The sequence below is a fragment of the Pantoea sp. GW821-FHT03E06 genome, assembly GCF_059420725.1.
Genome location: NZ_JBWKUG010000001.1, coordinates 982,121 through 997,650 on the forward strand (window position 1 = coordinate 982,121; position 15,530 = coordinate 997,650).

The 15,530-nt window shown below is 57.0% G+C and carries 13 protein-coding genes; 8 read left to right on the forward strand and 5 right to left on the reverse strand.

Annotation, left to right across the window (positions count from 1 at the left end; all coding sequences use genetic code 11):
* Nucleotides 1-45: 45 nt before the first annotated feature.
* Nucleotides 46-957 (reverse strand): recombination-associated protein RdgC, encoded by a 912-nt coding sequence (rdgC, locus tag AC07WB_RS04455; protein ID WP_494940094.1) that lies wholly within the window; start codon nt 955-957, stop codon nt 46-48.
* A 145-nt stretch (nt 958-1,102) separates the two neighbouring features.
* On the opposite strand from rdgC, the gene mak reads away from it, so the two are divergent.
* The gene (gene mak, locus AC07WB_RS04460) at nt 1,103-2,014 is read left to right on the forward strand and encodes a fructokinase (protein WP_097094757.1); all 912 of its coding nucleotides are present in this window, start codon (nt 1,103-1,105) and stop codon (nt 2,012-2,014) included.
* A 76-nt stretch (nt 2,015-2,090) separates the two neighbouring features.
* Here mak and eat read toward each other — a convergent pair whose 3' ends face one another.
* A complete protein-coding gene (gene eat / locus AC07WB_RS04465; RefSeq protein WP_097097586.1) occupies nt 2,091-3,455 on the reverse strand; it encodes an ethanolamine permease in 1,365 nt (454 codons plus the stop codon).
* A 260-nt stretch (nt 3,456-3,715) separates the two neighbouring features.
* On the opposite strand from eat, the gene AC07WB_RS04470 reads away from it, so the two are divergent.
* Together AC07WB_RS04470 and qhpR are read left to right on the forward strand one after the other, a co-directional pair.
* On the forward strand, nt 3,716-4,720 hold the full coding sequence (locus AC07WB_RS04470) for a phosphotransferase enzyme family protein (RefSeq protein WP_097094756.1): 1,005 nt from the start codon (nt 3,716-3,718) through the stop codon (nt 4,718-4,720).
* A 151-nt stretch (nt 4,721-4,871) separates the two neighbouring features.
* Nucleotides 4,872-5,933: an AraC-like transcriptional regulator QhpR gene (gene qhpR, locus AC07WB_RS04475; protein ID WP_097094755.1), complete on the forward strand. Its 1,062-nt coding sequence runs from the start codon at nt 4,872-4,874 to the stop codon at nt 5,931-5,933.
* On the opposite strand, the gene AC07WB_RS04480 is transcribed toward qhpR, so the two are convergent.
* Nucleotides 5,893-6,312 carry a cell envelope integrity TolA family protein gene (locus AC07WB_RS04480; RefSeq protein ID WP_097094754.1) on the reverse strand — a complete coding sequence of 140 codons (420 nt, stop codon included), beginning with the start codon at nt 6,310-6,312 and terminating at the stop codon, nt 5,893-5,895. The genes qhpR and AC07WB_RS04480 overlap by 41 nt on opposite strands.
* A 153-nt stretch (nt 6,313-6,465) precedes the next feature.
* Between AC07WB_RS04480 and AC07WB_RS04485 the strand changes: the two genes are divergently transcribed.
* Genes AC07WB_RS04485 through AC07WB_RS04495 form a run of 3 tightly spaced genes read left to right on the forward strand, consistent with a single transcriptional unit; the run spans nt 6,466 to nt 8,167 of the window.
* Nucleotides 6,466-7,143, forward strand: coding sequence for a CsgG/HfaB family protein (locus AC07WB_RS04485; RefSeq protein ID WP_097094753.1), 678 nt, complete (start codon nt 6,466-6,468; stop codon nt 7,141-7,143).
* Nucleotides 7,144-7,154: 11 nt separating this feature from the next.
* Nucleotides 7,155-7,514 (forward strand): DUF4810 domain-containing protein, encoded by a 360-nt coding sequence (locus AC07WB_RS04490; protein ID WP_494940095.1) that lies wholly within the window; start codon nt 7,155-7,157, stop codon nt 7,512-7,514.
* Nucleotides 7,511-8,167, forward strand: coding sequence for a DUF799 domain-containing protein (locus AC07WB_RS04495; RefSeq protein WP_097094751.1), 657 nt, complete (start codon nt 7,511-7,513; stop codon nt 8,165-8,167). Before AC07WB_RS04490 ends, AC07WB_RS04495 begins: the two co-directional genes overlap by 4 nt.
* Nucleotides 8,168-8,373: 206 nt before the next feature.
* Here AC07WB_RS04495 and AC07WB_RS04500 read toward each other — a convergent pair whose 3' ends face one another.
* Together AC07WB_RS04500 and sbcD are read right to left on the reverse strand one after the other, a co-directional pair.
* Nucleotides 8,374-12,051 (reverse strand): AAA family ATPase, encoded by a 3,678-nt coding sequence (locus tag AC07WB_RS04500; RefSeq protein WP_494940096.1) that lies wholly within the window; start codon nt 12,049-12,051, stop codon nt 8,374-8,376.
* Nucleotides 12,048-13,265 carry an exonuclease subunit SbcD gene (sbcD, locus tag AC07WB_RS04505; protein ID WP_400454795.1) on the reverse strand — a complete coding sequence of 406 codons (1,218 nt, stop codon included), beginning with the start codon at nt 13,263-13,265 and terminating at the stop codon, nt 12,048-12,050. Before sbcD ends, AC07WB_RS04500 begins: the two co-directional genes overlap by 4 nt.
* A 197-nt stretch (nt 13,266-13,462) precedes the next feature.
* On the opposite strand from sbcD, the gene phoB reads away from it, so the two are divergent.
* Nucleotides 13,463-14,152, forward strand: a complete 690-nt coding sequence (gene phoB / locus AC07WB_RS04510; RefSeq protein ID WP_007887040.1) for a phosphate response regulator transcription factor PhoB — start codon at nt 13,463-13,465, stop codon at nt 14,150-14,152.
* 14 nt (nt 14,153-14,166) lie between these two features.
* Entirely contained in the window at nt 14,167-15,480 is a 1,314-nt protein-coding gene (gene phoR, locus AC07WB_RS04515) for a phosphate regulon sensor histidine kinase PhoR (protein ID WP_494940097.1), read from the forward strand.
* Nucleotides 15,481-15,530 lie beyond the last annotated feature (50 nt).

Genomic DNA, 15,530 nt, shown 5'->3' on the forward strand with positions numbered 1-15,530 from the left:
GGGCAAAACTTAAGGAAGACGTTTTGCCCTGCATTGTCATCGTCGTTAACGCTTCGCTTCGCCGCCTAACGCTTCCACCAGATTAGCGATCAGCGCGGCCAGTTCGCTGGTCATCAAAATGAAATCGGCATCGAAACGCTGAGCGAAATCATCGCGGTCAATGTCATCATTCTGCTCACGCAGCGTGTCGCTAAACTTCAGGCGTTTCACCGAAGCATCATCGGCGATGACAAACTGAATGCGTTCCTGCCAGTCGAGCGCCAGCTTAGTGACCACTTTACCGGCTTCAATATGCGTGGCGATTTCATCGGAGAGCAGATCCTGCTTCTTGCAGCGGATCACGCCGCCATCTTCCAGCATCGCCTTCAGCTCGGCTTCATCCATCAGGGCAAAACCGGCCGGCAATTCACCGGAACGCACCCATTCAGTCAGCGTCAGCTCGATCGGATTCTCCAGCGTCAGCGGCACCACCGGCAATGAACCGAGGCTTTTACGCAGCAGTGCCAGCGTATCTTCGGCTTTTTTGGCGCTGGCGCAGTCAACGATGATCAGGTTATTGACGGTATCGATCCACATAAACGTCTGGCTAAAGCGGCTAAACGCGCGCGGCAGCAGGCTATGCAGCACTTCATCTTTCAGCGAGTCTTTCTCGGTCTTCTTCAGCTTGCGGCTCTGTTCCGCCTCCAGCTTGTCGATTTTGGCTTCCAGCGCCTGTTTCACCACCGGCGATGGCAGGATCTTTTGCTCGGTGCGCGCGCAAATTACCATCTGACCGTTGATTTCATGCGTCAGCGCTTCGCTGCGGTTGCCCATCGGTGAAACCCAACCGGTTTTCGCCATATCCTGGCTGCCGCACGGGGAAAAGGTGAAGGCGTCGAGCTGCTTTTCCAGATCGTCTGCGGACAGCGGAATGTCACGATTCAGACGATAAACCATCATATTTTTAAACCACAACATCGGGATTCCTTACCGTGGGTGCGATCGGGCGCACAAGTCTCAAAGTCAGCGCGCATGATAGCGAAACATCGGATTCGTTTCATTGCCTTTCCCGATTCAGCCTTCTACTGTATTGGTCACCAGAACGAATAATGAGGAATAAATCGTGCGGATTGGGATTGATTTAGGCGGCACTAAAATTGAAGTGATTGCACTCTCCGATCGGGGACAAGAGTTGTTCCGCCATCGCGTCAATACGCCGCGTGATGACTACGCTGCCACGGTTCAGGCGATTGTCGATTTAGTGCTGTTAGCGGAAGAGAAAACCGGGCAGCAGGGTACCGTCGGCATCGGCATTCCGGGCACGATTTCGCCTTACACCCAGCGGGTGAAAAATGCCAACTCCACCTGGCTAAACGGGCAACCGCTGGATAAGGATTTGGCGCAGGCGCTGAATCGTGACGTGCGCATCGCCAATGACGCGAATTGTCTGGCGGTTTCCGAAGCGGTGGATGGAGCAGGCGCCGGAAAGTCGCTGGTGTTTGCGGTGATTATCGGTACCGGTTCAGGCGCGGGCGTGGCGATTGGCGGCGAGTCGCGCATCGGCGGTAACGGTAACGCCGGCGAATGGGGCCACAATCCGCTGCCGTGGATGGATGAAGATGAGCTGCGTTACCGCGCGGAAGTGCCGTGTTATTGCGGGTTGCAGGGATGTATTGAGACGTTCGTGTCTGGCACCGGTTTTGCCATCGATTACCAGCGTTTGAGCGGTAAGGCTTTGAAAGGGGCTGAGATCATTAAGCTGATTGAGCAGCAGGATCCCGTGGCAGAGCTGGCGATGAATCGCTACGAAATGCGCCTGGCGAAATCGCTGGCGCAGGTGGTGAATTTACTTGATCCGGATGTGATTGTGCTGGGCGGCGGAATGAGCAATAACGATCGTCTGTATCAAACCGTGCCGGCGCTGATGAAGCAGTGGGTATTTGGCCGGGAGTGTGAAACCCCGGTGCTGAAAGCGGTGCACGGTGATTCAAGCGGCGTACGCGGTGCGGCGTGGCTGTGGCCGGTGAAGAGTTAACAGAGGTCGCCATGAATGGCGACCCAACACAACCCGTATATGCCGTAGGGTCGCCATTTATGGCGACCTGCAAACATCACTCACCTATTAACATCGAATCCTGCGGCGCGTTATCGCGTTGTGATTTGGTGGCCAGGAAGTAGACGTAACCCACCGCCATAATCGCCACGAACAAGCCACCGATCACCGGGTTAAACCACAGCATTGCCACCAGACACACCAGCGACAGCACCAGCGCAATGCCCGGCACAATCGGATAGCCCGGCGCGCGGAAGCTGCGTTCCATTTCGGGTGCCGTGCGGCGCAGTTTAAACAGGCTCAGCATGCTCATCAGGTACATCACAATCGCGCCGAACACCGCCATGGTGATCATCGCGGCGGTTAACGTCATGCCCTGCAAATTGACGAAACCATCGCTGTAAATCGCGGCGATCCCTATTAAGCCACCGGCGATAATCGCGCGGTGCGGCGTCTGGAAGCGTGACAGTTTCGCCAGGCTTTGCGGCAGATAACCGGCGCGGGCGAGGGCGAAAAACTGGCGGGAATAGCCCAGAATAATGCCGTGGAAGCTGGCGATCAGGCCAAACAGACCGATCCATACCAGCATATGCATCCAGTTAGAGTGCTCACCAACAATCATCTTCATCGCCTGCGGTAGCGGATCGTTGATGTCGGACAGCTTGCGCCAGTCGCCCGCGCCGCCAGCCAGCAGCATCACGCCAATCGCCAGCACCACCAGCGTCATGATGCCGGTGATGTAGGCTTTAGGAATGGTTCGTTTGGGATCTTTGGCCTCTTCGGCTGCCATTGCGGCACCTTCAATGGCCAGGAAGAACCAGATGGCGAACGGAATGGCAGCGAAGATACCTGAAAGCGCAGGCATGCCAAAGTGATCGCTACCGGCCCAGCCGTTGGCGGCGAAATTGGCGATGCTGAAGCCCGGCGATACCACGCCCATAAACACCAGCAGTTCAAGTACCGCCAGCACGGTGACCACCAGTTCGAACATCGCTGCCAGTTTCACGCCCAAAATATTCAACGTCATAAACACCACGTAAGCACCCACCGCAGCGGTTTTCGGATTGAGATCGGGATATTGCACGTTGAGGTAGGCGCCAATCGCCATCGCGATAGCGGGCGGTGCGAACACGAACTCAATCAGTGTGGCCAGGCCGGCAATCAGGCCGCCGGTTTCACCGAAGGCGCGGCGGCTATAGGCAAACGGGCCGCCGGCATGCGGAATCGCGGTGGTCAGTTCGGTAAAGCTGAAAATGAAGCAGGTATACATAGTGGCGATCATCGCGGTGGTGATCAAAAATCCCAGCGTGCCCGCCACGCCCCAACCGTAACTCCAGCCAAAGTATTCACCGGAAATCACCAGTCCAACCGCGATGCCCCACAAATGCAGGGTGCCCAGCGTGGGTTTGAGCTTAGTCGTCATCATCTTCTCCCCGTCGTCATTGTTGGTGCGGCAGCTTCACCGCGCTTTTTTATTGTTTGCGCTACAGTGAAGTGATAATGCCGCCGCCTTATGCGGGAAAACTTGACGCGGGTGCAGTGAGTTTTGTCCTCCACGGTCAACTCTGCGGCAAGAAAAGTGCCAGATGCACGCTGCGGTCAACTTTGGGTTGTCTGCGGTCAAGCGGTCAGGACGACGTCATTCCATGCTGATAACACGTGCTTGATGCTGGAGACTGATGAATGAGTGCCGAACAATCCGATACCTTAACCGATGCGGAAATCACCTTATTGGCGCACCAGGCGCTGGCCCGCTTTCCTGCCGCGCTCTGCGGGGAGCTGAAGCTCCTGTGTCGTTCTGAAAATGCCACTTTCTTATTGATGGCGGCGGGCAAGCGTTATGCGCTGCGGCTGCATCGTCCTAATTATCACAGCAAAGCAGATATTCTGAGCGAACTGCTGTGGCTGGATGCGCTTCGCGATACCGGGATTATGGTGCCGCAGGCGATCCCCACCAGCGAGGGTGAAACCGTGCTGACGCTGCCGATGGCGGATGGCGGCGAGCGCTACGCGGTGCTGTTCCATTGGATCGAGGGGGAGATGCCAACTACCGATGTCGATCCCAAAGCCTTTCAGCAGCTGGGACAGATTACCGCCCGCCTGCATCAGCACAGCCGTAGCTGGCAGAAACCGGCCGCTTTCCAGCGCATCATTTGGGATCATCACACCATGGTCAGCGATCGCAGCCATTGGGGACGCTGGCAGGATGCGCCGAATCTTAATCCGGCCGATCACGGCATCGTTGCGGAGGCGGTGGCGCGAGTGGGGCAAGAGCTGCAGGGCTTTGGCAAAGGCGCGGATCGTTATGGTTTGATCCACGCCGATCTGCGTCTAACCAATCTGCTGCTGCACAAGGGCGAAACGCGGGTGATCGATTTTGATGACTGCGGGCTCGGCTGGTATCTGCACGATCTGGCGGCGGCGGTCAGTTTTGTCGAGCACCATCCACGCGCTGCCGAATGGGTAGATAACTGGATCCTCGGCTATGAAAAAGTGGCGCACATCAGCGATGAAGAGATGGCGCTGGTGCCGACGCTGCTGATCCAGCGGCGTATTCAGATGACAGCGTGGATGGGATCGCACGCGGAAACCGACATGGCGCGGAGTCTGGGGCCGCAGTGGGCCGATCATTCGGTACGGCTTTGCCGTCGTTATCTGGAAACCAATCAGCTGCCGCTCGGCGTTTGATGCACCAGCAGTGAGCAGCTTTGCGCTGTCACTGCGCAATTGAGGTCGCCATCAATGGCGACCCTACGACAAAACCCGCAGATCATCCGCCTGGTATGAAAATTGCTGTAATCCTCCACCTGTTTCATTCACGCCACCCTGTGAGGTTCTAATGCAATCAATGATGACACCGACGGCAGCGTTTAGCGCGTTATCCGTCAGCGCCAGCAACCGTGGTGTGCTGGCGGCGGCGGCCACTGGACTTAGCGCGTTTATTACGGACAAGGGCGGCGATGTCGATCGCATCTTCGGTATCAGCGGGATTAACTCAGAGCTGTTGGCAAGCCCAACGTTAAGTCTGGGGTTGGTGAACTATTGTCGCGTGATGGAGGAGGCGGCACGTCACTCCGGTTTTGATAACTTCGGTTTGCATTACGGCAAGCAGTTCAAACCGCAGTCATTAGGCCTGATTGGTTATATCGGCCTGTGCTCGCCGACGCTGGAGCAGGCGCTGCATAACGTAGTGAATGCCTTTCCGTGGCACCAGCACGATACGCTGACGCGGCTGGTGGATAAGGGCGACTGCTGGCGACTCGATTACCAGGTGCGCCACGGTGCCATTCTGTCGCGGCGTCAGGATGCAGAGCTGACGCTCGGCATGTTCCTCAATTTGATCCGCCACGTTGCGGGGAGAAACTGGGCGCCGCGCGAGGTACATTTCGAACATCCGCGTCCTGAACAGTGGCACGAGCACTGCAAAGTCTTTGATGCGCCCGTGTGGTTTGATCAGCCGTTTAACTCCTTATTGATCCCGAAGCGCGATCTGTTGCGCACCATGCCAGAGCAGGATCCGATGCTGCTGATGGTGATGCAGGATGCCATTCGTCGCCTTAACAGTTCTGCCAGCCTGCAAAGCGTGGTGGAACAGGCGCGCTCGCAGATCCATCTCTCATTGATGCAGGGCGAACCGGTGCTGGAAGAGATTGCTGAAAAAATGGGGCTGTCGAGCTGGTCGCTGCAACGGCGACTGCGCGAAGAGGGGATCAGCTTCACGGCGCTGGTGGATAAGGTGCGCTGTGAGATGGCCACGCATTATCTGCAACAAAAGCAGCTGCCGATCTCGGAAATGGCGCTGCTGCTCGGTTACTCCGAAGTCAGCGCCTTTTCACGCGCCTTCCGCCGCTGGTTTGGCATCAGCCCGCGCCAGTGGCGCCAGGATGGGCTGGCGAGCTAGGGGCAAAACCGAACCACGCCGGTTGTTTGCGATCGGGCGGGGGCGGTAGATCTTTGGTTTGGCCAATTAGTTGCCAGGCGCGCAGGCACAGCGTTTCATCGCCTTGCGTCTGGGTCACCGCATAGCGCCCGCTGGTTTGCCACTCCAGACGCACCAGACATTGCTGACCAGCATAACGCGGGGCATCGCGGAAATGCTGGTTAAGCTGATGCTGCATCTCATCAGCCCATTTACAGGATGCGCTGCCCGGCTCGCTCTGCGGCTGGCACAGATTGACGATGCTATCCTGTTGCTTTGGCTGAGAATGCTGGCAGGCACTCAGTAAAGCAATAATCATTAACCCGCCCAATAATCCCGTCATTCTATTAATTAAATTCATTAATATGCCTATTTTTCACTAAAGGTTTTCTCTCGCTCTGCCGACAGTCTACAGACCGACTCAATCAATGCTATGGCATTACTCTGACAGTCGGCAGAACCAGAATTTGCCGCAGTCTTGCGGTGTTATCCCTTCTTGATTCATGGATTAGAAATGCAGAAAAAATATGCCCTTGCGGCACTCTCCTTGTTAAGCGCGACGCTGATTAGCGGCTGTGCCACCGAATCGTCACGCGCCATTGAAGCGCCACAGGTACGTGCGGCCAGCCAGCCTGCGTATCAAGGCGTACGCAGCCCGATTGCCGTCGGACAGTTCGATAACCGCTCCTCGTATATGAATGGCATCTTCTCAGATGGTGTTGATCGTCTCGGCAATCAGTCAAAAACCATTCTGGTTACGCATTTGCAGCAGACCAATCGCTTCAACGTGCTGGATCGTAGCAACCTGAAAGAGTTGCAGCAGGAAGCGGGCTTTAAAAAGAGCGAGCAGAATATCAAGGGTGCCAGCTACATCATCACCGGTGATATTACTGAGTTTGGTCGCAAAGAAGTGGGCGATCAGCAGCTGTGGGGCATCCTTGGTCGTGGTAAGAGCCAGGTCGCGTACGCCAAAGTGAACCTGAACGTGGTGGATGTGACCACGTCCGAAGTGGTGTATAGCGCGCAAGGTGCCGGTGAATACCAGCTGTCGGCACGTGAGATCATTGGCTTTGGTGGCACCGCCAGCTACGACTCTACGCTGAATGGCAAAGTGATGGATTTGGCGATCCGTGAAGCGGTGGATCACTTAGTGGATGGCATTAACAGCGGCGCATGGCGTCCAGCGAAATAAGGATATTGAGCATGAAAATGTTGCAACTGAGTGCGGCACTGATCGCCGCAGGCGTGCTGGCGGGTTGTGCACCTAAAGCACCGGAGCCGACCTATTACTGGGGTGATTACCAGCAGCAGATCTACAGCTACTACAAAAAAGATAGCGATCCGCAGAAGCAGATCGACGCGCTGAATCTGGATATCGAAAAAGCCAGGGCCGTTAATAAGCCGGTCGCACCGGGTCTGCACGCGCAGCTGGGGCTGCTTTATGCCAAAACCGGTGCTACCGATAAAGCCTTCGGACAGTTTGCTACCGAAAAACAGCTGTTCCCGGAATCTGCCCCCTATATGGACTTTCTGATGAAGAAAAAACAAGGAGTTGCACAATGAAGAAACTCATTGCTGCTTGTGGCGTGCTGGCGGCACTGCTGCTGACCGGCTGTGCACCGCATAAAAAACCCTACGACTACAGCGCATTCCGCGCCAGCAAACCCGCCTCTATTTTGGTATTGCCGGCAGATAACAAAGCTCCTGATGTGAACGCGGCGAGCAGTTTCACGTCGCTGGTAACCGAACCGCTGGCAGAAGCGGGCTATTACGTGTTTCCGGTCGCGGTGGTGGATGAAACTTTCCAGCAGAATGGATTGACTAACGGTCATGAAATTCAAGCGGTTAGCCCACAGCGCCTGCACGATATTTTCCATGCGGACAGTGCACTTTATATTTCCGTTAACGATTACGGCAGCAGCTATCAGGTGATCCAGAGCGTCACTACCGTATCGGCGACGGCGCGTCTGGTGGATTTGCGCACGGGTAAAGAGATTTGGCAGGGCGTTGCCACCGCCAGCGATGCGGAAGACAACAACAATAACAACGGCGGCCTTATCGGCATGCTGGTGTCGGCTGCCATCAAGCAGATTTCCAGCAATGTCTCGGATAAAGCCCATACCATTGCCGGCGTTACCAGCGCTCGCCTGTTAGCGCAAAACGAGCAGGGCGGTTTACTGGTCGGCCCGCGCTATAAGTTGGCGACCGTGAGGTAAAAACCAGGTGCGCAGCAATGCGCACCCTTCGTAAGGTCGCCATTTATGACGTAATGCCGCTCACTTAAGCAAAAAAATGCCTGTTTATGCAGGTGCGCATGAATGCGCACCCTACGAAAACCCGGCGATATTCACGTAGGGTCACCATTCATGGTGACCGATTCACGCTTAACTGACGAGCATTACGCCATTTATGACGACCTGGTTTACTCGCCCGGCAGCTCCAGCTTGCTGTAACCCAATCCGTTCATCTTGCGCACTCTAATCTGCACGGGAATGCGCTCTTTCATCGCTTCAACATGGCTAATCACGCCGATGGTTTTGCCGCTGGCGTTTAACGCGTCGAGCGCATCCAGCGCGGTATCCAGCGTCTCGGCATCCAGCGTGCCGAAGCCCTCATCGAGGAACAGCGATTCGATACGCGTTTTATGGCTGACCAAATCGGATAACGCCAGCGCCAGCGCCAGACTTACCAGGAAACTCTCACCACCCGACAGCGTGCGCGTATCGCGCGTGGCATCCGCCTGCCAGGTATCCACCACTTGCAGCTCCAGCTCCTCGCTGATGCGGCGCTGCAGCAGGTAGCGACCATGCAAACGATCCAGCTGCCGGTTCGCCAGCCATACCAGGTGATCAAGCGTCAACCCCTGCGCGAAACGGCGGAATTTATCGCCTTTAGCCGAGCCGACCAGATCGTTCAGGCGACCAAGCTGTGCAAGCTCCACTTCCCCGGCGGCGATGTGTGCCAGCAGCGCCTGCTGCTGTTGACGCTGTTCGGCATCGCTCTGCAATTGCTGCTGCGCTTCACCCTGCTGACGGGCATTGTCGCGCAGCGCAATACGCAGCTGTTCCAGCTGCTGCTGGATGTTGGCGGCGGTGTCATCGCGGAGATCCGCCGGACGCTGCTGCTGATGTGCGGCTTGTCGCAGGGTGAGCTGCTCGTGTAGCGTGAACTGCTGCTGACGCTGCTGCTCAAGCGTTTGCAGCCGCTGACGCAGCTGCTGCACCTCGCTTTCCTCCAGCAGTGCGGCACGCAGTGCGGCTTCATCAGCAAAATCACTCTGCTGTAGCGCCGCCTGCAGGGCGGCTTCAGCCGCGGCTACGCGATCATGCAACGTCTGCTGCTGCGCAGCAATTTCCTCACACTGCCCCTTCAGGCCGTGCAGCGCGCTTTGCGCCTGTTGCCATTGCTGCAACTGCTGCGCCAGCACCTGTTCACACTGTTGCAGGGCGGCATGCTGCTGCTGACGCGCTGTCGCCACTGATTGCTCGCCAAACAGCTGCTGACGTTGCTGCTGCAATTGCTGCTGCTGTTGCTGCAAGGCGCTGAGCGTTTGCTGTAGCTCAGCGCTGCGCCGCTGTTCACGTTCCAGATTCTGTTGCAGGTTGCTGCGTTCGCTCTCGGCTTTTGCCAGCTGTGGCTGCAATTCAGCTAGCAACCGCTCACTATCCTGCCATTTCCTCCAGCGCTGCTGTAGTGCGTCGAGCCAGCTATCGCGCGCGGTCGGCTCCGGCTGGCTGAGCTGATGCTGCTCTACCTGGTGTGACAGCTGCTGCACCAGCTGCTGATGCGCATGGCGTTCGCTGCTTTCATGCTGGCTATGTTCTTCCAGCACGTGCTGGATATTGGCGATCTGCTGCTGCGCCAATAGCTGCTGGTTTTGGTGCTGTTGCCACTGCTGCTGCTGTTGCAGATGCGCATCCTTCGCCTGCTGTGCGGCGCGCGCCGCGTCTTCCCGCGCCTGAAGCTGCTGCTGTTGAGTCAGTTCCTGTGCATCCTGCTGCTGCTGCCATTGAGCAAATTCGGCCTGCTGCTCCAGCGTGCAGGTAAGTGCCAGCTCACCACACAGCGCTTGCCACTGACTGGCTGCCGTCGCAATCTGCCGATCGTATTCGCTGATTTCCTGCTGCAATGCCTGCTGCTGTTGCAGTGACAGTTTCTGCTGCTCGCCTTTGGCCGTACCGGATTCTTTTAGCTGCGCCACGCGTGTTTCCAGCGCGTTCAGACGCTGCTGATTTGCGCCAGGTTCAAGCTGCTGATATTGCGCAATCGCCGGATGCTGACATGAGCCACACAGCGGGCAGGGCTGATCTGGCTGCAACTTTGCACGTTCCTCGGCCAGCTGCGCAATGGTGCGCTCCAGCTCGCAGATTCTGCGCACATCAAGCAGCGCCTGATGTTCCCGCTTATAATCCTCGCGCAGCTCTTGCAACGCCTGCTCTGCTTGCTGATGCTGTTGCTGCAGCTGGACTAACTTCTGCTGACGCTGTAAGCGTTGCGGTTGTAGCGATTGCCACTGTGCGGCGAGCAGAGTGAGCTGTTGGCGCGCTGGACGCTGTTTTTGATGCTGGGCAAGGGCGGTCCGCAGCTGCGCGCTGCTGAGTTCATTCTCAAGCGAAGTCAGTACTTGCTCTGCTTGCAGCTGCTGCAGTGCGGCCTGTGCTTCAGCCTGTTGCAGAGGCTGCGCGGCCTGCTCGCGCTGTGCCTGCGCCTGTTGCAGCTGTTCAAGCTGGCTGCGCTGCTGCAGCTGTTTTTGAGCCAGCTGTGTCAACGCCTGTTCGCGTTCGGTCAACCGGGCAATGTCGGCCTGCCAGCGGGTTATTTCTGCGCCCCAATGGGCCACCGCCGCTTCGCGGCTACGATATTCCTGCTGCTGCGCCAGCTGCTGCTGTAAATGTTCACTTACCTGCTGTTGCAGGGTGAGTGCGCTTTGGCTGTTTTGCAGCGTCAGTTGCTGCTGGGCATGCAGCCGCTGCTGTTCCTCAAGTTGTTGCGCCGTATGTGCGATGTTGTGATCGAGTGGAATGACCTGCTCGGTGAGCAGCGTTTCCAGCTGCTGCTGCTGTTGTAGCGCTTGCTCACGCGCCTGTTGTGCTGCCTGATAGTGGTTCTCGCTCTGCTCTAGCGTCGCTTTGGCTTGCTGCTGCTGGCTCTGCAACTGCTGTGAGTGTTGTTCCAGAGCCTGCCGATCGGCTTGCAGCCGTTCGCGCTGCTGGAGTTTATCGCGCAGCTTTTCCGCCGGTTCCGCGCGCGCCAGGCGCTGACGATCGCTATCGGCCTGCTGCCATGCCTGCTGGGCGCTCAGCAGCGCCTGTTCGGCCTGCTGCTGTTCCTGCGCCAGCTGCTGTGACTGCGTCAGCCACTGCTGCTGCAGCTGGGCCTGTATTAGCTGTTCGCTTAACGCTTTTTCCTGGGCGCTCAGCTCCGCCAGCTGCTGCGTCAGTTCTGCCCGTCGCGCTTCATCCAGCAGCAACATGCCGCCCGCGCGGGCGCGCAGCGTCTCCAGCTCGCCACGTGCGCTGCGCCAGCGTTCGTAGATTTGAATCGAAATTTGTCCGTAGATCTCGGTGCCGGTGAGCTCTTCCAGCAGCTCGGCGCGTTCGCCAGGTTTCGCATTGAGGAAGGCGGCAAACTGGCCCTGTGACAGCATCATTGAGCGGGTAAAGCGGGCGAAATCCAGCCCTGATAAGGTTTCGATCGCTTTTAACTTGTCGCCCACTTTATCGGCGATGATTTGATTATCGGCGACGCGGGCCAGCTCGACGCGCGGCGCCTGCAATTTGCCGTCAACCAGACCGCGCGCGCGGTTTTGGCTCCAGAAGGCGCGCCAGGCTTCGCCTTTGATTTCGAATTCCACTTCTGCCAGACATTCGGCGGTGTCACGGGTGATCAGCTCATTCTGCGTTTGCGACAGCACGCCAAGGCGCGGCGTCTGGTGATAAAGTGCCAGGCAAATGGCATCAAGCAGCGTCGTTTTGCCCGCGCCGGTGGCACCGGTAATGGCAAACAGGCCGTTGCTGGCGAAAGGCTCGCGACGGAAATCGATAAACCATTCGCCGCGCAGCGCATTGAGATTTTTAAATCGGAGCGTCAAAATTTTCATGCGGATGGATTCTCCAGCGCTGCAAGCTGGCGGCGGAACATCAGCGTCAGCTGCTCGGCCTGCTCAGCATCCAGCTGCTCTTCCTGCGCCAGGCGGCGGGCAAAAACCTCTTCGACTTTTAATTCGCTCAGGGTTTCGTTTTCCAGACGTTCCAGGCTGCGCTGCCGCTGCTCGCGGCTGCGGCGCACCAGCAGCACTTCAACCGGTAGATTTTCTGTTAATGCTTCGATGCGGCGCTGCAAATCGCTGAGATATTCCTGCGTAGTGATCTCAATATCCAGCCAGGTAGGATGTTCGCTGGCGCGCTCGCTGAACTGCGCCAGCTGATGTTCGATCTCCGCCATTGAGCCTTTAAGCATCTGCATCGGCTGGAATAGTGGAATGGTCAACGGCGTAACGGCATCAAGCGTGGCGCTGAACTCCAGTAGAAACACGCTCTTTTCACGCCCAAGTTCGTCAAAGCTGAGCGGGATCGGCGAGCCGCTGTAGCGAATATGGTCGCTGTTAGCGATGCGCTGTGCGCGATGAATGTGGCCGAGCGCAATGTAATCAGCCGGTGGAAACGCCTGCGCCGGAAAGGCATCCAGCGTGCCGATATAGATGTCGCGCACCGAGTCACTTTTGGTGACGCCAACGGTGGTGAGATGGCCGGTGGCGATAATAGGCAGTTTGTTCGTCAGCGCCTCGCGCTGCGCCAGGGCGGCGGCAAAGCACTGCTGATAGTGCTGCTCGATCGCTTCCAGCAGCGAAAGCTGTTTCTCGCGCCCGGATTGTCCGGCCTGGCTGCGCAGAATATCGCGCGGGCGCAGGTAAGGAATGGCGCACAGCAGCGCGCCCGGCGCGCCATCGCGCTGCTTCAGCGTTAGCACCTGCTGCTCGCCCTGCGGTGTGGCGCTGGTGATCACCTGGGTATTCAGGCAGGCCAGCAGCTCGCGCGATTCATTCAGGGTGGCAACCGAATCGTGATTGCCCGCCAGCACCACCAGCTGACAGCCGCAGGGCTGCAGCGCCACCACAAAGCGGTTAAACATTTCACGCGCATAGCTCGGCGGCGAACCGGTATCAAACAGATCGCCGGCGATAATCAGCGCATCCACCTGATGCTGCACAATCTGATCCAGCAGCCAGTCGAGAAACGCCTGATGTTCCCTGGCGCGACTTTTACTGTAAAAGAACTGGCCAAGATGCCAGTCAGCGGTGTGAATGATGCGCATGTATGCTTCCTGCTAAATAAAAACAATGCGCAAGTATAACGGCTTCAGTAGCAAACGAAAAAAGGGGATTTTGCTTGTCACATTTCTGTTTTTTATCTATTTATCACGGGGCGGGGTTTTCATAAAAGTGTCATAAAACTGACGCATAATGGCGCCGCAAATCCCAGTGACACGGTGTCACACTAGCAGGAGTTACAATGGCTAAGCGCATTTTGGTTGTGGAAGACGAAGCTCCCATCCGTGAAATGTTATGTTTCGTGCTGGAACAGAATGATTACCAGCCTATTGAGGCGGAAGATTATGACAGCGCGATTGGTAAGCTGATCGAACCCTGGCCTGATTTAATTCTGCTGGACTGGATGTTGCCCGGTGGCAGTGGCATTCAATTTATTAAACATTTGAAACGCGAAGCGATGACGCGCGACATTCCGGTGATGATGCTGACAGCGCGCGGTGAAGAGGAAGATCGCGTGCGTGGCCTGGAAGTGGGCGCGGATGATTACATCACCAAGCCGTTCTCGCCGAAAGAGTTGATGGCGCGTATCAAAGCGGTCATGCGCCGAATTTCACCGATGGCGGTGGAAGAGGTGATTGAGATGCAGGGTTTAAGCCTCGATCCCTCCTCGCATCGCGTGATGTCCGAAACCACGCCGCTGGAGATGGGACCGACCGAATATAAATTACTGCACTTCTTTATGACCCACCCGGAACGCGTCTACAGTCGCGAGCAGCTGTTGAACCACGTCTGGGGCACCAATGTGTATGTCGAAGATCGTACCGTCGATGTGCATATTCGCCGTTTACGCAAAGCGCTGGAGCTCACCGGCCACGATCGCATGGTTCAAACCGTTCGCGGAACAGGGTATCGTTTCTCTGCCCGCTACTAAACGGAGTTTTTACCGTGCTGGAACGACTCTCCTGGAAGAGATTGTTGATTGAGCTGGCGCTGGTGTGTTTACCTGCGCTGGTGCTCGGTCTGTTGTTCGGTTATCTGCCGTGGCTGCTACTGATTGCCGTCACCGGCGTGTTGTTTTGGCACTTCAGGAATCTCATGCGCCTGTCGCACTGGCTATGGGTCGATCGCTCCATGACGCCGCCTGCCGGGCGCGGTAGCTGGGAACCGCTGTTTTACGGTTTGTATCAGATGCAGCTGCGTAACCGCCGGCGTCGGCGCGAGCTGGGTAACCTGATCAAACGTTTCCGTAGCGGCGCAGAATCGCTGCCGGATGCCGTGGTGCTTACCACCGAAGAGGGCACCATTTTCTGGTGTAATGGCCTGGCGCAGCAGCATCTGGGCTTGCGCTGGCCAGAGGATAACGGGCAGAACATCCTCAACTTACTGCGCTATCCCGAGTTTTCCCGCTATATCCGTCAGCGCAATTTTGACGCGCCGCTGACGCAGATCCTCAATAATCAGCATCATATGGAATTCCGCGTGATGCCTTACAGTGAAGGGCAATGGCTGATGGTGGCGCGCGATGTCACCCAGATGCACCAGCTGGAAGGCGCGCGACGTAACTTCTTTGCCAACGTTAGTCATGAACTGCGCACGCCGCTCACCGTGTTGCAGGGTTATCTGGAAATGATGGATGACGCAGTGATGAACGAGCGCACGCGCAGCAAAGCGCTGCACACCATGCAAGAGCAAACGCGCCGCATGGACAGCCTGGTAAAACAGTTGCTGACCTTATCGCGTATTGAAGCGGCGCCGGCCATCGATCTGAAAGAGACGGTAGATGTGCCGGGCATGCTGCTGCTGCTGCAGCATGAAGCAGAAACGTTGAGTCAGGGACGTCATACCCTCCATTTCCATACCGATCCGCATCTCAAAGTATTTGGCAATGATGAGCAACTGCGCAGCGCCATTTCCAATCTGGTGTACAACGCGGTGAACCACACGCCGGAAGGGACGCGTATCGACATCAGCTGGCTGCGTACCAAACAAGGCGCGCAGTTTAAGGTGTGCGATGACGGCCCCGGCATCAGCGAGCAGCACTTGCCGCGCCTGACTGAACGCTTCTATCGCGTGGATAAAGCACGTTCGCGCGCCACCGGCGGTAGCGGGCTAGGGCTGGCGATCGTGAAACACGCGTTGGGCCATCATAATGCGCGGCTGGAGATCACCAGCGTGCCGCATCAGGAAACCTGCTTCAGCTTTCTTCTGCCACCACGGTTGATTGTGGCTAACGTGGCTCAAGAGCGTGTTAACACCTAGTGAGTCAATTTATTGCCTATGCATTCAGGTGCGCACCCTACGAAAACCCA